Annotated in this window: 13 protein-coding genes and 1 tRNA gene; 6 read left to right on the forward strand and 8 right to left on the reverse strand. The window is 60.1% G+C overall.

Annotated features, from left to right (window positions below; all coding sequences use genetic code 11):
- Positions 1–145: 145 nt before the first annotated feature.
- A tRNA-His gene (locus V6R85_RS04730) sits at positions 146–222 on the reverse strand.
- A 315-nt stretch (positions 223–537) separates the two neighbouring features.
- On the opposite strand from V6R85_RS04730, the gene V6R85_RS04735 reads away from it, so the two are divergent.
- A complete protein-coding gene (locus V6R85_RS04735) occupies positions 538–4,314 on the forward strand; it encodes an ATP-binding protein (protein ID WP_111833702.1) in 3,777 nt (1,258 codons plus the stop codon).
- A 79-nt stretch (positions 4,315–4,393) separates the two neighbouring features.
- Positions 4,394–6,058, forward strand: coding sequence for an ABC transporter permease (locus V6R85_RS04740; protein ID WP_162695460.1), 1,665 nt, complete (start codon positions 4,394–4,396; stop codon positions 6,056–6,058).
- 313 nt (positions 6,059–6,371) lie between these two features.
- Here the strand turns inward: V6R85_RS04740 and V6R85_RS04745 are convergent, their stop codons facing one another.
- The 5 genes from V6R85_RS04745 to V6R85_RS04765 form a co-directional block, all read right to left on the reverse strand.
- Complete coding sequence (locus V6R85_RS04745; protein WP_020010469.1) at positions 6,372–7,184, reverse strand: ABC transporter permease; 813 nt, start codon at positions 7,182–7,184, stop codon at positions 6,372–6,374.
- Between the two features lie 4 nt (positions 7,185–7,188).
- Entirely contained in the window at positions 7,189–8,097 is a 909-nt protein-coding gene (locus tag V6R85_RS04750; RefSeq protein ID WP_003503296.1) for an ABC transporter permease subunit, read from the reverse strand.
- Between the two features lie 11 nt (positions 8,098–8,108).
- Entirely contained in the window at positions 8,109–9,266 is a 1,158-nt protein-coding gene (locus V6R85_RS04755; RefSeq protein ID WP_111833703.1) for an ABC transporter ATP-binding protein, read from the reverse strand.
- Between the two features lie 135 nt (positions 9,267–9,401).
- Entirely contained in the window at positions 9,402–10,499 is a 1,098-nt protein-coding gene (locus tag V6R85_RS04760) for a polyamine ABC transporter substrate-binding protein (RefSeq protein WP_003503300.1), read from the reverse strand.
- Between the two features lie 152 nt (positions 10,500–10,651).
- On the reverse strand, positions 10,652–12,067 hold the full coding sequence (locus tag V6R85_RS04765; RefSeq protein ID WP_003503301.1) for a helix-turn-helix domain-containing protein: 1,416 nt from the start codon (positions 12,065–12,067) through the stop codon (positions 10,652–10,654).
- A gap of 255 nt (positions 12,068–12,322) precedes the next feature.
- Between V6R85_RS04765 and aceA the strand changes: the two genes are divergently transcribed.
- Positions 12,323–13,612 (forward strand): isocitrate lyase, encoded by a 1,290-nt coding sequence (gene aceA, locus V6R85_RS04770; protein WP_003503303.1) that lies wholly within the window; start codon positions 12,323–12,325, stop codon positions 13,610–13,612.
- 84 nt (positions 13,613–13,696) lie between these two features.
- Complete coding sequence (locus V6R85_RS04775) at positions 13,697–13,954, forward strand: SMc00767 family acetate metabolism repressor (protein ID WP_004432604.1); 258 nt, start codon at positions 13,697–13,699, stop codon at positions 13,952–13,954.
- A gap of 16 nt (positions 13,955–13,970) precedes the next feature.
- On the opposite strand, the gene V6R85_RS04780 is transcribed toward V6R85_RS04775, so the two are convergent.
- The gene (locus V6R85_RS04780; protein WP_060722914.1) at positions 13,971–14,843 is read right to left on the reverse strand and encodes a LysR family transcriptional regulator; all 873 of its coding nucleotides are present in this window, start codon (positions 14,841–14,843) and stop codon (positions 13,971–13,973) included.
- 86 nt (positions 14,844–14,929) lie between these two features.
- On the opposite strand from V6R85_RS04780, the gene V6R85_RS04785 reads away from it, so the two are divergent.
- The gene (locus V6R85_RS04785) at positions 14,930–15,277 is read left to right on the forward strand and encodes a hypothetical protein (RefSeq protein ID WP_111833704.1); all 348 of its coding nucleotides are present in this window, start codon (positions 14,930–14,932) and stop codon (positions 15,275–15,277) included.
- A gap of 109 nt (positions 15,278–15,386) precedes the next feature.
- Here the strand turns inward: V6R85_RS04785 and V6R85_RS04790 are convergent, their stop codons facing one another.
- The gene (locus tag V6R85_RS04790) at positions 15,387–16,571 is read right to left on the reverse strand and encodes an NAD(P)/FAD-dependent oxidoreductase (protein ID WP_111833705.1); all 1,185 of its coding nucleotides are present in this window, start codon (positions 16,569–16,571) and stop codon (positions 15,387–15,389) included.
- A 123-nt stretch (positions 16,572–16,694) separates the two neighbouring features.
- On the opposite strand from V6R85_RS04790, the gene V6R85_RS04795 reads away from it, so the two are divergent.
- Positions 16,695–18,131, forward strand: coding sequence for a glutamine synthetase family protein (locus V6R85_RS04795; RefSeq protein ID WP_020010462.1), 1,437 nt, complete (start codon positions 16,695–16,697; stop codon positions 18,129–18,131).
- The last annotated feature ends 4 nt before the right edge of the window (positions 18,132–18,135 follow it).

Below are 18,135 nucleotides of genomic sequence, written 5' to 3' on the forward strand. Positions count from 1 at the left end.
TTTGGGGATTTTCGGAAATCGGAAGCAGCCTGCGCGGCGTCAGGGCTTCAGCAGGGATCCGCAGGCATGAACAGCATCGACGGAAGAAAATACTCCCCTCTCCCGGTAAGTCATTGTGACATATAGACTTATCGGGAGAGGGGAATGGTACGGTTGAGTGGGGTCGAACCACCGACCTCAGGTGCCACAAACCTGCGCTCTAACCAACTGAGCTACAACCGCACATGAAACGCCGAAGCGGCGTCACGGGGGGTGACATAAAAGGTGTTTCCCCCATTTGCAAGTGCCTCTTCGAATTTTGCGAAAAAAGGCGTCGAAAGGCAAGTTCTTTTCAATGGGCCGGGCTGACATGGAGAAGCCGCAGCGGCCTGTTGATGTTAACTCTATTTGGCGATTCATCCCGCAGATGGTGGACCCGGCAGCGCTGTGAAGTTATTTAAAATTCTGTTAACGTGATGCCTCGGCGGGTTTACGTTTTGCGCTTCATGAGGAAGCCGAAAGCCCGCAAGGTCCGGTAGTGCCAGAATAGGTTTCGACATGCCCGCCGTCCAGTATCCCTTTATCGATATCGCAGTACATGAACGGGTGCGTGAAGGTTTCGGGCGTGGCGCGGCCATGGCGCTGTTCTCGCTGGACCTTAAAAATGCCCTTTGGGCCAATGGCCGGGGTGCGGCGCTGTTCGGCACGCCGATGGTCTATGATTTTCTGGAACAGGGCCCGAAGCCACAGGACGTGACCTTCCGGCAATTGGCGGCCACGGCGGCGCGGCTTTCCAAAGCGGGCGACAGCCTGCCGTTTACCATTCGCGTCACATCGGGTTTCCGCAGCCTTGCCGTCACCGCGCGCGCGGAAATCATCGAGGCCGAGCCCGGTCAGCCGGCCATCCTGTTTTCGGCCCTTACCGATCAGGCCGCACCCGACACGGCAGAATGCGCCCGGCGCATGATCGAAGGTTTTGACGATCCCGATATCCATATGGCGGTTCTGAACGGCGCGAACGAGATTATCGCCGCCTCGCCCGGCTTTTCGTCGCTCGGTATCACGCCGCACACGGCGCGGACACTGGTGAAAATGGCAGCCGGCCAGTCCGGCCGTCTCGTCAAGCGGCCGGTGCCAACCGGCAAGGGCTATCTGCCCGCCGCTACCGGCCAGATCGCGGCATCGCCCGAACTGAACCTCATGTTCGTGGTCGAAACCGCGCTGGGCACACTCGACCCCGTTAATGGTTTTGCGGAAGACAGGCCGCAGGAAACGCCCACCGCCGCCGAACCCGCCTTGCCGGTTGCGGAGGCCGCGCCTGCTGTCGCAACAGCCGCCTCCTTCGATTCCGTGCTCGATGCCGTCGCTGGCATCGAAGATGTGGAAGAGGTGCAGGAACTGCTGGCCGATCCCGAAGAGGAAGTGGCAGCACAGCAGGATGAGAACAGCCTTCTGACGTTGCCGGAAATCGGAGCGGAGACCCCGGCGGAGCTTTCCGCGCAGGAGGCCGACGCCGCCGCTGATATGGCGATGACTGACGACATCGCCGATCTTTTCGAACTTGATGAAGATGAATCAGAGGCTCCCTTAACCGAGCGGGCGATCGTCGACGCCCCTGCCGAAGAGGCCCGGGCCGAAGAAAGCGCAGTTGCGAACGATGAAATCCTCGAAACCGCAGCGGCAGAAGCTGCTCCTGCGGCGGATGAGGAGATAACGACGGAGACCGAGGAGACAGACAACGGCGCTGGCGCAGAAGCACAGCCTTTTGTCTTCAATGCTGGTGCACGCGCTTCCCGTTTCGTCTGGAAAATCGACGCCGAAGGACGTTTCAGCTCGATCTCGCATGAGTTTGCGGAAGCCGTGGGCGCCAAGGCTGCTGCCGTCGAAGGCATGGGCTTTGCCGATGTCGCGGCCCTGTTCAATCTCGATCCCGACGGCAAGATCCGCGAGCTTCTCGGCCGTCGCGACACCTGGTCGGGCAAGACGATCTATTGGCCGGTGGAAGGCACATCGCTGATGGTGCCGATCGATCTCGCCGCCCTGCCCACCTATACGCGCTCACGCGAATTCGACGGTTTCCGCGGTTTCGGTATCGTGCGGCTTGCCGATGCCACCGAAGACCCGCATGCCACGGGCCTTACCTTCCTCGATGGCGAAGAGGCCGATCCGGTAGAAGCACTACCGCAGCCGTCTATCGAGGATGAAAGCCACGAATTGCTGGCCTTTATCGATGAGGATGACGACGAAGGCGGCGATTCCGGTGAGGATGAGGCCCCGGCAACGGACCTCGATGCGGCAGACGGCGCATCGGATGCGGTCCCTGTCGAAGAACCGCACCTTGATTATACCCCGCCGGAATTCGAAGCGCCTGTCATAGCGCCGGCGCTGGAGCCAACCTATTCCGACAAGGTCGTCCATCTGGAGGAGCGCCGTTCCCGCTCCCGCGAGGGCCTGACCGCAGGCGAGCAGGCTGCCTTCCGCGAAATCGGCCGGGCTCTGGCGCCGGCGGATACTGCTTCGGAGGAAAACCCGGGCACAGATGCGGAGACCATTTCCGCCGAGCCGGCAGGGCAGGATATCCAGCAGGATATCGTTGCGGATGCGCCGGAAAGCGCACCCTTCGATACGAAAAATGACGAAAAGACGAACGAACCGGCGGAAGAAGACGATCTTTTTGCGGACTATGTTCGTGGCGAGCAGCCCGCGACCATTCGCGCAGCGGCGGATGAAAGCGGCTCTGACGAAAAGCAGGAGACTGCAATTGACGAGCAGCCGACTGCCGATATTGCCGCCTCCATGGTCAGCCCGTCCGTTCGCCCCGCAAATGCGTTGACGGCCGAGACGCTGGACCAGATGCCCGTTGCGCTTCTGGTGCATGCCGGCGACAGGCTGATCCACGCCAATCCGGATTTTCTGCGGTTGACGGGATATGGTTCTCTCGCCGAACTGCAAGATGTCGGCGGGCTGGAAGCGCTGCTGCAGCGGCAGGATCTGGAGGACATGCCGGACAATGAGGGCGGCATGGTCGTCGTCAGCGCCGAAAACGACATCATTCCGGTCAAGGCGCGGCTACAATCCATCCGCTGGGAAGAAACCAAGGCGCTGATGCTGTCGCTGGTGCCGCTTGAGGAAAAGCAGGCGCCGGTTGCGGCCGCCAACGAAAACATAGCGGCCGGCGACATCGAAAATGCGGAAGCAGGCAGCCTCTCCCTCCTGCAGGGCGAAGTGGAGGAACTGCACTCCATTCTGGAAACCGCCACCGATGGCGTGGTGCTTCTGGGAGACGAAGGCGAAATCCGCTCGCTCAACCGTTCCGCCAGCGCGCTGTTCAATTATGATAATGGCGAAATCGCCGGCAAACCTTTCGTCACCCTCTTTGCCCATGAGAGCCAGCGCGCCGTGCTGGACTATCTTTCCGGCCTTGCCAATAACGGTGTCGCGAGCGTGCTGAATGATGGCCGCGAAGTGATCGGCCGCGAGGCATCCGGCGGCTTCCTGCCGCTGTTCATGACCATCGGCCGGCTTAAATCCTCGCATGGCTATTGCGTTGTCATCCGTGATATCACCCAGTGGAAGCGCACGGAAGAGGAACTGCGCAACGCCAAGCGGGCGGCGGAAACCGCCAATGCCCACAAGACCGATTTCCTCGCGCGCGTCAGCCATGAAATCCGCACGCCGCTCAACGCCATCATCGGCTTTGCCGACATGATGGCGACTGAACGCTTCGGGCCTATCGGCCATTCGCGCTATGTGGAATATTCCAATGATATCGGCCGCTCCGGCCGGCATGTGCTCGATATCGTCAATGATCTCCTCGATATTTCGAAGATCGAGGCCGGGCAGATGGATGTGGATTTCATCGCCGTGCCGCTGAACGAGACGGTGGCCGAGGCGGTGTCGCTGGTGCAGCCGCAAGCCAATAACCAGCGTGTCATTATCCGCACGGCCCTTGCGCAATCTGTGCCGCAGATCGTCGCCGACCTGCGCTCGATCAAGCAGATCGTGCTGAACATCCTGTCGAACGCCATCCGTTTCACGCCATCAGGCGGCCAGATCGTCGTTTCCACAGCCTATGAAGCCAATGGCAGCGTGTCGCTGCGCATCCGCGATACCGGCATCGGCATGACGCGCGCGGAACTGGAGCAGGCCATGAAGCCGTTCCGGCAAGTGGCCTCTTCCGGCAAACGTGTGCGGGGCGACGGCACCGGGCTCGGCCTGCCGCTGACCAAGGCCATGGTGGACGCCAACCGTGCGAATTTCTCCATCACCTCGACGCCAAATGAAGGAACGCTGGTGGAAATCACCTTTCCGTCGCAGCGGGTTCTTGCCAACTGACGTCATGCGGGCGTAGCAATGCGAAAGCCGCCGGCTGAAGGATCAGTCGGCTAAGGCTTTTGCAAGACAGCAGGCTCGCATGCCCATGACGGCTCCCCTTCCCGCGACAAAACGCGTTTCGCTATTGCCGATTGCGGCCATCATCGTCGCAGCCATTGCCGCCATGCCCATTCTGGCGATCTTCTGGCTGGCGCTGACCGGCAGCACGGAGGGGTGGCAGCATCTTCTCGCCAATGTTCTGCCGCGCGCCGGCTTTCGCACCTTCATGCTGCTGGGGATGACGGCCGCGACGACGGCATTTTTCGGTATTGTCTGCGCCTGGCTCATCACCACATTCGAGTTTCCGCTGCGACGACTATTGTCGGCAGCACTTGTCCTGCCGCTCGCCATTCCGTCCTATCTGGCAGCCTATGCGTTCGGTGAGTTTCTCGACTTTACCGGCCCGGTGCAGAGCACCCTTCGCGACGTCTTCGGTTATCACAGCATCCGCGATTACTGGTTTCCGGATATACGCTCGCTCGGCGGTGCTGTCATCGTTCTGAGCTCGGTACTCTATCCCTATGTCTATCTCTCGGCGCGCGCCGCCTTTTCCATGCAGGGACGTTTTGCGGCTGATGCGGCCCGCACGCTTGGCGCAAGGCCTCTGAACGTGTTCTTCTCCGTGCAATTGCCGATGGCGCGGCCGGCGATTGCCATCGGCCTGTCGCTGGTATTGATGGAGACGCTGAACGATATCGGCGCGGTCGAATATCTCGGCGTCCAGACGCTGACCTTCACCATTTACGAGACCTGGCTTAACCGCGGCAATCTTGCCAATGCGACCCAGATCGCCGCCGTCATCCTCATCATCGTCGGTGCACTGATCGTCATCGAACGCAACGCCCGCGAAAAACAGCGCTTCGGCGCGCCGAAGGCGACAAGCATGGCGCAGCGCCACCGGCTGAAGGCGCTGACCGGCTGGCGGCGCTGGTGCGCCGGCCTGTTCTGCTTCGTACCCGTGGCGAGCGGATTCTTCATTCCGGTGATCGTGCTCGGCGGTTACGCAGCAAAGAGGCTCGACGCGCTGTTCTCCCCGAAGCTTCTGAAAGCGCTCGGACACAGTCTCGAAGTCTCGCTTTCCGCCGCCTTCGTGACGCTGATTGCCGCTTTTGTGTTTTCCTATGCCATCCGCACCGAGCGCTCGCGTACCTCCAAGGTCGCCGCCCGCTTCGGCTCAATGGGATATGGCGTGCCGGGAACCGTGCTCGCCATTGGCGTGCTCATTCCGCTGGCCAGCCTCGATAACGGCGTCGACGGGTTCATCCGTTCCCATTTCGGCTTTTCCAGCGGCCTGCTACTATCAGGCACCGCCTTCGCCATCATCTATGCCCATGCCGTGCGCTTCATGACCATGGCGGAAGGCACGCTCGATGCCGGTTTCCAGAAGCTCTCGCCGCATATCGACATGGCCTCGCGAACGCTTGGGCGCAACCGGGCACAGACGCTGTTCAAGGTGCTGTTGCCGAACATGCGGCCGGCCGCGCTGACTGCTTTTCTTCTGGTGCTGATCGAATCCATGAAGGAATTGCCGGCCACCATCCTGCTCCGGCCTTTCGGTTTCAACACGCTGGCAACGCTGGTCTATGAGGATGCATCCCGCTCAAAGGTGCAGGATGCTGCCGTACCGGCGATCATCATCATTATCGCCGGGCTTGTTCCTGTGCTGCTGGTCTCGAAATCGATGGATCATCCGGAAAATCGCTGAATGGCATCGGCCGTCGCGGCAAAAAGAAAGGCGGCCTTGCGACCGCCTGTATTAGTTGTGCTTTTTTTCAACGAGAGAAAGGGGGACAACCTCGCGATATGGAAATTATCAATCCCGGCCATCAGAAATTTGACAGCCCTGCGTTGGGTTTACTTTCCGCCAACTCCTATTAACAAGCGGTTAAAACCAAAATCGAGCAATTACCGACGAAAATTCCTATTCTGAGACCGTAAAGCGCCGAAACTAAATTAAAAGTTCCTGAATTAATCGCGATTTCAACAGTAACGCGAGAAAATCGAAGAGGTCCGTTTGATCAGTGTCGAGCGGCGGCGTGTTCATCCCGCATCCGCTGCAACTCCGTGCGTTTGGATGCGATGGAGGCAACGATAACGCCGATGGTCACAAGCCCGATGAGGATCGTGCAGATGGCGTTGATTTCCGGTGTCACGCCAAGGCGGACCTGCGAGTAGATCTTGATCGGCAGCGTCGTCGCACCGGGGCCGGTGGCGAAGCTGGCGATGACAAGATCATCGAGCGACAGGGTGAAGGCCAGCATCCAGCCGGCGATAACGGCGGGGAATATCAAAGGCAGGGTGATGCGGAAGAAGGTCTTGACCGGCGGGCAGCCGAGATCGAGCGCCGCCTCCTCCAGACTGCGATCGAAGGTCAAAAGGCGCGACTGCACGACGATCGCCACGTAACACATGGTGAAGGTGGTGTGCGCAATGACCACGGTCCAGAAACCGCGATCCACCCCGACCGCCACGAAGAGCAGCAGCAGCGACAGGCCGGTAATCACCTCCGGCATGACGAGCGGCGCATAGATCATGCCGGAAAACAGTACCCGACCGGGGAAGCGGGCAAAGCGGGTGAGCGACAGCGCCGCCAGAGTGCCGAGGATGGTGCCGATGGTGGCGCTGAGGATACCGACGCGCAGCGTCACCCAGGCAGCGTCCATCAGCCCCTGGTTCGACCACATGGAGCGATACCATTGCAGCGAAAACCCGCCCCAGACGGTGACCAGCTTGGAGGCGTTGAAGGAATAAACGATCAGGATGATGATCGGGATATAGAGAAAGGCAAAACCGAGGGTGAGGACGGTGATGTCGAATTTTCCGCGCTTCATGGCCTCACCCCACCTTCTTCTGCTGGTTCTGGAAGATGGCGATGGGCACCACCAGCAACAGCAAAAGCAGCACGGCGACGGCGGATGCCAAAGGCCAGTCGCGGTTGCCGAAGAATTCCGTCCACAGCGTCTTGCCGATCATCAGCGTCTGCGCGCCGCCCAGGAGATCGGGGATGACGAACTCGCCCGTTATCGGGATGAAGCAGATCATCGACCCGGCTACGACGCCCGGCAGGGAGAGCGGAAACGTGATCTTCCAGAAGGCCTTCCATGGCGGGCAACCAAGATCGGCAGCAGCTTCCAGGAGCGTATTGTCGAGCTTTTCCAGCGCCGAATAAAGCGGCAGCACCATGAAGGGCAGATAGGAATAAACAATGCCGATGAAGATCGCCGTCTCGGTGCGGAAGATGTTGACCTGCTGGTCGGGCCCCAGAAGGCCGATCGACTGGAACAGCACCGTCAACAGGCCTTCGGGCTTCAGAATGCCGATCCAGGCGTAAACGCGGATCAGGAACGAAGTCCAGAACGGCAGGATCACCAGCATCACCAGCGTCGGGCGAATGGATGACGGTGCGCGCGCCATCGCCAGCGCCATGGGATAACCGATCAGCAGCAGCAGGAAGGTGGAGATGAAGGCGATGCGCAGCGACGACAGATAGGCGTCGATGTAGAGCGGGTCTTCCGTCAGGAACAGGTAATTTTCGAAATCCAGCTGCGAAAAGAATTCGCCGAGCTTCGAAAACCCTTCGAAGACCGGCGTATAGGGCGGCATGGAGATCGCCGTATCCGACAGCGAGATCTTGAAGATGATTAAGAAGGGTGCTGCGAAAAACAGCAGCAGCCAGAAATAGGGAACCGCGACAACCAGCCAGCGCCAGGGGCTTTGCCGGTTTTCGGGAGTGGTGATCGCCATGAAAGCCTCCCTCAGCGCGTCAGGACAAGGCCGGAATCCGGCCTCCAGTTCAGCCACACCATGTCGCCGAAGGTGATCGGGCGATCCACGAGACGCGAGACGTTCGCCTGCGCTGCACGGATGACGCGGCCATCGGCAAGCTTGACGATGAAGACCGAGAAGTCGCCGAGATAACCGATATCCCAGACCTCGCCATAGGCGGAGTTGACGCTGCTGTCGGCGGGCTGGTCTAGCGAGATGCGAACCTTTTCCGGGCGGATGGCGTAAGCGACCTCACTGCCGGTCGCGGCAGCACATTCCTGCTCCACCGCCACTTTCAGCCCTTCGCAATCCAGCGTCACCAGGCCGGGCTTGCCGATATCCGAGGCATTGTCGACGACCTTCGCGTCGAAAATATTGATGTCGCCGATGAAGTCGGCCACGTAACGGCTGTTCGGTGCCTCGTAAATCTCGGCCGGTGTCGCCACCTGCACGACGTTGCCTTTGTCCATGACAGCGATCCGGTCCGAAACCGTCATCGCCTCTTCCTGGTCATGGGTGACGATGAGGAAGGTGAGGCCGAGATTGGTCTGGATATCCATCAGCTCGAACTGCGTTTCTTCGCGCAGCTTCTTGTCGAGCGCGCCGAGAGGCTCATCGAGAAGAAGCACCTTCGGCCGCTTGGCAAGCGAACGCGCGAGCGCCACACGCTGCCGCTGGCCGCCGGAAAGCTGGCTGGGCTTGCGCTTGGCGAATTCCGTGAGCTTGACGAGGCGCAGCATTTCCTCGACGCGGGCGGCGACGTCCGCCTTGGGCAGACCATCCTGCTCCAGACCGAAAGCGACGTTCTTTTCCACCGACATATGCGGGAAAAGCGCATAGGACTGGAACATCATGTTGGTGGGGCGCTTATAGGGCGGAACGCCGGAAATATCCTTTCCCTGCAGCAGGATGCGGCCCTCAGTCGGTTCCTCGAAACCGGCGAGCATGCGCATCAGCGTGGTCTTGCCGCAGCCGGAGGGACCAAGCAGCGAGAAGAACTCGCGCTCGTAAATATCGAGCGTCAGATTATTGACGGCGACGAAATCGCCAAAACGTTTGGTGACGTTTTCAAAGCGGATGAAGGGCACCGCATCGGGATTGTCCCAAGGGCTAAATTTGCGTTTGACCGGCCCTAGAGTTTTCGCCATTCACCCTACCCTCAAATCCCGTTGGTCTTTCGAACGATGCTTCGGGGCGGGCGACACCGGCAGGTCGCGGGACCTGCCGGCAAAGGATTTGAGAAACAGGCCCGCCGGCCGTTCCTCAACCAGCGGGCGGAGGTCTTAGCTGCCGGTCTTGATCTGCGTCCAGACGCGGTTCAGCACGCGCTGTTCCTTCGGTCCGTAGGGCGAGATGGTGAAGAGCTTCTTCATAGTCTCCGCATTGGGATAGACAGCCGGGTTCTTGGCAACGGACTCATCCATCAGCGCCTGCGAAGCGAGGTTGCCATTGGCATACTGAACGTAGTTGGACGCCTTGGCGATGACTTCCGGCCGCATCAGATAGTTGATGAAGGTGTGGGCTTCCTCGACATTCTTGGCATCCGCGGGGATGGCAAGGTTGTCGAACCACATATAGGTGCCTTCCTTCGGGATGATGTAGTTCACCTCGACGCCGTTCTTGGCTTCCTCGGCACGGCTCTTCGCCTGCAGGATATCGCCCGACCAGCCGATGGTGATGCAGCTGTCGCCATTCGCGAGTTCGTCGATATAGGCGGAGGAGTTGAAGGTCTTCACAAAAGGACGGATCTTCGAATAGACCTCGCCACCGGCTTCCAGGTCGGCCGTTTCCTTGCTGTCGGGATTCTTGCCGAGATAATTCATGGCGATGGCGAAGGTTTCGTCCGACGCATCGAGAATATTGATACCGCAGGATTTCAGCTTTTCGGCATTTTCCGGCTTGAAGAGAATATCCCAGCTATCGACGGGAACATCGCCAAGCGCAGCCTTCACCTTGGCGACGTTATAACCGATGCCGGTGGTGCCCCACATGTAGTTCACGGCATATTCGTTGCCGGGGTCGTATTTCGCCAGACGCTCGGAGACCTCGGGCCACAGGTTCTTCAGATTCGGCAACTTGGACTTGTCGAGTTTCTGGAACACGCCGGCATTGATCTGGCGGGCAAGGAAGGGGCCGGTCGGCACCACGACATCATAACCGGAGCTGCCGGCCAGAAGCTTGGTTTCCACAAGTTCGTTGCTGTCGAACACGTCATAGACGACCTTGATACCGGTTTCCTTGGTGAAATCGGTAAGGATCGATTCGTCGATATAATCCGACCAGTTATAGACGTGGACGACCTTCTCCTGGGCCATTGCCGAGCCTGCTGCAACGAGCGCGGTGGTGAGAGCCAAGGTCAGACGGAGAGAACGGTTTTTCATGATGTCTCCTGTTAACGCATCCTCACGGTGGAAGCGTGATCCCCTTTTTTTGGAGAGACTAGAAAGGAAAACAAAAGGGAGCAAGCGGGAAATGTGCAGCACAGCATTTTCAACCAAATGTGTTCCGGCCGCAAAAAAGCGGATGGAAACACCTACTGGAAGTCGAAAACACTAAGGCCGGTCACCATTTCATCCAGCCCCAGCGGCCGTGTCAGCGGCGCTTCGGCGCGCGACAGACAGCCCTGCCTTTCGCACAGCCGGCACGAGGGGCCGACGGCAACGGGCGACGCACCCGAGGCGGCTGGGCCATAGACCGTCTCTCCCGCCTGAGCGAGATCGCAACCGACAAGCACGGCCGTTCGCCGCACCCTCTCGCCGAAACCCGCCTGCGGGCCTTCCAGTGTGCGCGAAACCGTGAGGAAGGCATCACCGTCAGGCATCTCCACCGCCTCCACCAGCACCTGCCCCGGCTGGGCGAAGGCGGCATGGATATTAAGCCGCGGACAGAGGCCGCCGAACCGCGCCCTCGGAAAACCACCGGCCCCTGCGAGGCGGAACCGGTTGCCGGCATTGTCGATCTCCATCAGGAAAAACGGTATTGCCGCAGCCGTTGGCCGTTGCAGGCTGACGAGGCGATTGGCGGCCTGCTCGAACGACACGTTGAAGCGCGACCGCAAAACATCAAGATCGTATTTCGCGCGCTGGGCGGCAGCAAGGAATGCGCCATAAGGCATCATCAGGGCATGGGCGGCATAACGCGCCAGCTCGAAGCGGGCGATGCGCTTTGCCTCCTCCCCTTTCAAACCAAGCCCGTCAAGCTCCGCGCCTATCTCTTCGCGAAGGGCCAGAAGACAGGTCTCCATGGCCATTTCCCTCAGCTGATCCGGCTGCGACAGGCGCTCGGATAAAAACAGCCGCATCGAATGGCGGTCATAACGCCTCCTGAGGTTCGGCATGGCGTGTACAGGCAAGGTTCTGACCACGATACCGTGGTTTTTCTGCAGCCATGCCCTCAGCCCGGAGGCGAGATCATCGCCCGCCGCCAATTGTTTATGGAGCTCTTCCGCCGCCGCATCGATGGCGTGGAAATAGGCCGACCGGTTTTCAAAGACATGCCGCACCTCGTCGATCGGCAGGCGGGTGGAGGAGAGCGCCGTTTCGTGCCCTTCCCGCGCCAGAAGATCGGAAAGGTCGGAAAGGCGCTGCGCCTGTTCCCGGTAGGCCCGGTAAAGCTTGAGGACACCGCTTGCCGCATTGGGCGCCGCATCTGCGACCTCGATCAGCTCCTGCGGCGACGGCACCTCACCCACCAGCAGCGGATCGGCGAAGACTTCACGCAATTGTCCGGCGGAACCGGCGCTCTCGCCCTGCAGATCATCAAGATCGACCTTATAGACAGAGGCGAGCTTCAAAAGCAGCTGCACGGTCAGCGGTCGCTGGTTGCGCTCGATGAGATTGAGATAGGACGGCGAAATCGCCAGCGCCTCGGCCATGGCCGTCTGCGTCAGCCCCAGCCCATTGCGAATGCGGCGCACGCGCGGGCCTGCAAAAATCTTGTTTTCCGACACCGTCTTGCCTCTCCATCCCGACGACTCATACAAGCCTGTTACAAACTCTCGGGGTGAATAGCTTTTACAAAATTTACAATTTTACAGCTCCACCCTGTCATGCATCCTACAGGATAACCTCTTTCAAGTCACTGTTTTTATGTTTGTTCTGGCGCTCAAATCTCCAAAAATGTAAATGTAGTCACATCGAACGGCGCTTCACAAAGTTGAAGGCAGCGCGTTTCCGAAACGGCATTTGTCAAGGGAGAGAGAAGTATGACGGATTTTTACAAACTTGTTCCGGGTGCACCGCAGGGACGCTTCGACGGCATCGAGCGCACTTACACCGCCGCGGATGTGGAGCGGCTGCGCGGCTCCGTCGAAATCCGCCATTCGCTGGCCGAAATGGGCGCGAACCGGCTGTGGAAGCTGATCAACGAGGAAAATTTCGTCAATGCGCTCGGCGCGCTTTCCGGCAACCAGGCCATGCAGATGGTTCGCGCCGGGCTGAAGGCGATCTATCTCTCGGGCTGGCAGGTTGCGGCGGATGCCAATACGGCGTCGGCCATGTATCCGGACCAGTCGCTTTATCCCGCCAATGCGGCGCCGGAGCTTGCAAAGCGCATCAACCGCACCCTGCAGCGCGCCGACCAGATCGAGACGGCGGAGGGCAAGGGCCTTTCGGTCGATACCTGGTTCGCGCCGATCGTTGCCGATGCGGAGGCCGGTTTCGGCGGGCCGCTCAACGCTTTCGAAATCATGAAGGCCTTCATCGAGGCGGGTGCGGCGGGTGTTCACTATGAAGACCAGCTGGCATCGGAAAAGAAGTGCGGCCATCTCGGCGGCAAGGTCCTGATCCCGACGGCGGCGCATATCCGCAACCTCACGGCGGCGCGGCTTGCGGCTGACGTCATGGGTGTGCCAACGCTGGTCATCGCCCGCACGGATGCGGAGGCCGCCAAGCTTCTGACCTCCGATATCGATGAGCGCGACCGTCCCTTCGTGGATTACGATGCCGGCCGCACCGTCGAGGGCTTTTATCAGGTCAAGAACGGTCTTGAGCCCTGTATTGCCCGCGCGGTGGCCTATGCACCCTATTGCGACCTGATCTGGTGCGAGACATCAAAGCCGGATCTCGAGCAGGCGCGCAGGTTTGCGGAAGGCGTGCACAAGGTGCATCCCGGCAAGAAGCTCGCCTACAATTGCTCGCCGTCGTTCAACTGGAAAAAGAACCTCGACGACGCGACGATTGCCAAGTTCCAGCGGGAACTGGGCGCAATGGGCTACAAGTTCCAGTTCATTACGCTCGCCGGTTTCCACCAGCTGAATTTCGGCATGTTCGAACTGGCGCGCGGTTACAAGGACCGGCAGATGGCGGCTTATTCCGAGCTTCAGGAAGCGGAATTCGCAGCAGAGGCCAATGGTTACACCGCCACCAAACACCAGCGCGAAGTCGGCACCGGCTATTTCGACGCCGTGTCGCTCGCAATCTCCGGCGGCACGTCTTCGACGACAGCCATGAAGGAATCCACCGAGCACGACCAGTTCCGCCCTGCGGCCGAATAAACCTCAAAAAACGCCCTTCCCGGTGACGGGAAGGGCTTGCAAACCGGATCAAGAACCCCAACCAATAAAGAGAGGAGAAATGCCATGAATGCCCACAACCCCATCAAGACCCACGTCAAGGAACGCGCCGAGGAGCAGTCCTCCGCCATGACGCAGGATCAGCAGGCCGCCATCCGCATGCTGGCCAATGATCTGCACCGCCTCAACCAGGCCGTCATGAAAGCCGTCGAGGCCGGTGTTTCCGTCGAGCTGGTCCGCTCGGCCCGCCACCATGGCGGCGGCGGCAACTGGGGAGATCTTCTGATTCCCGTCATCGTCGCGCAAGGGCGTGACGCCGCCTGAAGCGACAGCCTTTCTTTTATGCCGGGCGGCTCTTGCGCCCGGCATAAAGATCGGAATGCCCCTTGATCAGACGGGTCATCCGATCCGCCACCGTCCTGATATCGCGGCGGTGGCGATCGTCATTGTTCATGACGATCCATTGATTGTGGCGAAGGGTTTCCATCTCGTCACCTTCCCGGGCAAGCCGCGCATCCGCATCGCCCACGAAGCATGGAAGCACGGCGACGCCTGCCCCGGCCAGCACAAGATCGAGAAGCGCCGTCGGCCGGTTCACCGTTACCGCGATATCATTGCGGCGGTTCTCATGCGGCCAGCGCAGATAGGTTGAAATGGCGTTTTCCTCCGCCACCGCCAGCCAGCGGTCGGCGACGGCAGTGGCGGCGTTGCGCAGCCTGTAGGGCGCATAAGCCACCTCTCCCGTCTTGATGGCGGCGAGGTTCTTTTCCTGCGGCTCGAAAGCGCGAATGCCGATGTCATTCTCGCGATGCGCCAGAGACGCCCTCTGTTCGGCAATGAAAAGATCGATGCGGAAATCGTCGCGGTCGGTGCAGATGGCGGAGAAGTTGCCGGTCAGCAGCCAGGCGTTCCAGGTGCCGACGGCGATGCGCACCACGGATGAGGCGGACGACGCCTTCTGCCATCCCTCGATATCCCTGGCTGCATTCTCCATTGCCATAAGCCGGTCGAACAGCGCACGGCCATCCGCCGTCAGGGCGTATCCCGTCTGGCTGCGCAGAAACAGAGCCTTGCCGATACGCTCCTCCAGTTCGATCATGCGCCGTCCGATGGTCGCGGGGCTCAAACCCGTTATCACCGCGGCCCCGGTCAGGCCGCCGCTGCGTGACACATCGAGGAAAAGCTGGTAGGAATCCCAGGTGACGTTTTTCATGGATGAAAAATGTAGCGCATTTTCTTGCGCAGATAAATCAAAAAACGGCGCGCATCATGGCCCCTCCGCATTAGAAGGAGAGCGACATGCATGCGATTTTTGCAGCACGGGCCATCATCGAAAACCAGCAACCGCGCACGCGGCGCGAAGCCATTCTGCAGGAAGAGAAATTTTATGCCGATATGGCCGAGGCATCTCGGCCGTGGCGGTTTTTCCGCACAGTCATCGGCTTGATGAAGACGACGAGCCGCCGATCAATAAAAGAGGGCGATCAGGGCTGCCATAGCACCGGCTGCGATAAGGCTCAGGCGAAAGGCCAGCTGCCGGCTCTCGCTTTGGGCGCGGGCGATGGCAATGGCGCGAGGGCGGCGATGTGCTGTTCTGTTCATGCGCGGGTTCCTGACGAAAAACTCAACCGACCCATGCCCTGTTAAGGCGTCCAGCATGACTTCATGTGCAGCGGGATCATAGGGCGATCCGGCTTTGCTGGCATCTGGTCAGGATGACCCCACGCCCGTTAACAAGGTCTTAACGGGTAAGGTCTCAGGCGAATTCGCCTGCCGCCTGACCAGAGGCCCAGGCCCACTGGAAATTATAACCGCCGAGCCATCCGGTCACATCAACACATTCGCCAATGAAATAAAGCCCGGCCACGGATTTCGCCGCCATGCTGCGGGAATCGAGGCCGGTCGTATCCACCCCGCCGAGTGTGACTTCCGCCGTGCGATAACCTTCGGAACCGGCGGGCTTGATCTGCCAGTCCTGCACCTCGCCCGCAAGCTTCGCCAGCACCTTGTCGGACATATCGGCCAGATGGCCGGTGAGGCCGGATTGTTCGACGACATGCTGGGCAAGACGCTTCGGCAGGATTTCCGACAAAGCGGTCTGGGGTGACTGCCGACCGTTCTTCTGTTTCGCCTGCTTCAGAAGCGCGGCTATATCGCGATGCGGCTCAAGCTTCAGGCTGACCACATCACCCTCGCGCCAGTAGGATGAGATTTGCAGGATCGAGGGCCCGCTCAAACCGCGATGGGTGAAGAGCAGCGCTTCCTCAAACGAGGTCTTGCCATGGGAAACCTCAGCCGGAACCGCGACGCCGGCAAGCGGGCTCAGCTTTTCCAGCAAAGCGGGATCGAGCGTCAGCGGCACGAGACCGGGGCGCGTCTCGATGAGCTTGAGGCCGAATTGCTCGGCGATCTGGTAGGCGAAACCGGTCGCGCCCATTTTCGGGATCGACTTACCGCCCGTCGCCACAACGACGCTTTCCGCCTCGATGACGCCGCCTGATGTCGTGACGCGAAACCGCCCACCGTCATGGGTGACGGCCGAGACTGACGTTTCGAGCCGCAGCTTCGCATTGACCGCCTGCATTTCGCCAAGCAGCATGCGGATGATATCCTTGGCGCTGTCGTCACAGAAAAGCTGGCCGAGCGTCTTTTCATGCCAGGCGATGCGGTGTTTTTCGACAAGGGCAATGAAATCGCGCGGCGTATAACGGGCGAGAGCGGATTTGGCGAAATGCGGATTGGCGGAGAGATAATTCTTCGGCCCGGCATGGATATTGGTGAAGTTGCAGCGGCCGCCGCCGGAGATGCGGATCTTTTCGCCCGGCGCCTTCGCATGGTCGAGAATGACGACGGAGCGGCCGCGCTGGCCGGCGCGGATGGCGCACATCATGCCGGCGGCGCCCGCCCCCAAAATCAGCACGTCACATTTCTCTGTCATCATTCCATCCGATCCGTTTCCTTTCCTCTTTTCGAAGTGCCGCCGCTTGTCAATGGCGCTTTCCCCCTCGCCAATTGCCAAACTACGGTTATGATGGCGCCAGTCGAAACACAGACCCGGTGATACATGCCCCCGAAGAAAACCATGCTCCGCCCGAAGAAACAGGCAACCATGGCAAAGACACCTCCCCTCGACCTCTCCTCCACCCGTGGCGTTTCCTCCTGGCGCGAAGCCGCGCAATGGCTGAGGGCGCGCGGTATCGAAGACATAGAATGCATCACCCCCGATCTTGCCGGCGTTGCGCGCGGCAAGATGATGCCGACGGCAAAGTTCACGGGCGACACCTCGCTTGCCCTGCCCTCCGCGCTCTACCGCCATACGATTTCAGGCGAATATCCTGATGAGACCGCGAATTTCCGTTACGAGCCGCGCGACAGCGACCTGAAGCTGGTGCCTGATCTTTCCACACTCTCCGTCGTGCCGTGGGAGAGCGACCCGACCGCGCAGGTGATCTGCGACGTCGTGGATGCGGAAGGCAATTTCGTTCCCTATACGCCGCGCAACGTGCTGAAGAACGTGCTGTCGCTTTATACGGAAAAGGGCTGGAAGCCGGTCGTCGCACCCGAAATCGAATTCTACCTCGTCGCCATGAATGACGACCCGGATTATCCGCTGCATCCGCCGAAGGGCCGGTCCGGCCGCTCCATTGTCGGCGGGCAGAGCTATTCCATCGCCGGCATCAACGAGTTCGACGAGCTGATCGACGATATCTATCACTTCTCGGAAAAGCAGGGCCTCGAGATCGATACGCTCATCCACGAGGAAGGCCCGGCGCAGCTGGAGATCAACCTGCGCCACGGCGACCCCATCGAGCTTGCCGATCAGGTTTTCCTGTTCAAGCGCACCATCCGCGAGGCGGCGCTGAAGCACGGCATCTACGCTACCTTCATGGCCAAGCCGATGCAGGGCCAGCCGGGTTCGGCCATGCATATTCACCAGTCGGTGGTGGAAATCGACAGCGGCCGCAATATTTTCTCGAACAAGGATGGCGGCCCTTCCAAGGAGTTCTTTTCCTTCGTCGGCGGCATGCAGCGTTACGTTCCGAACGCGCTTGTCATGCTCGCGCCATATGTGAATTCCTATCGCCGCCTGACGCCTGATATGGCCTGCCCGGTCAACAATGCCTGGGGTTACGACAACCGCACGACCGCCTTCCGCGTGCCGATTTCCGGCCCGCAGGCGCGGCGCGTCGAAAACCGCCTGCCGAGTTCGGACGCCAATCCCTACCTCGCGCTTGCCGCCTCGCTCGGCTGCGGCTGGCTCGGCATCGTCAACAATATCGAACCGACCGAACCGACCGCCGAGACGGCCAATGAAGGCTCCATCGACCTGCCGCGCGGGCTTCTGGAGGCCGTGGCGCTGCTGGAAGGCGAAGAACAGTTCGAGCGGGTGTTTGGCCATGAATTCGTGGGCCTTTATGCGGGCCTGAAACGCGGGGAGTTCGAGACCTTCATGCAGGTCATCAGCCCCTGGGAGCGCGAGTTCCTGCTTCTCAACGTGTGAGGAA

It is taken from the genome of Agrobacterium sp. CCNWLW32, from assembly GCF_037083425.1.
Lineage (GTDB): Bacteria > Pseudomonadota > Alphaproteobacteria > Rhizobiales > Rhizobiaceae > Agrobacterium > Agrobacterium radiobacter.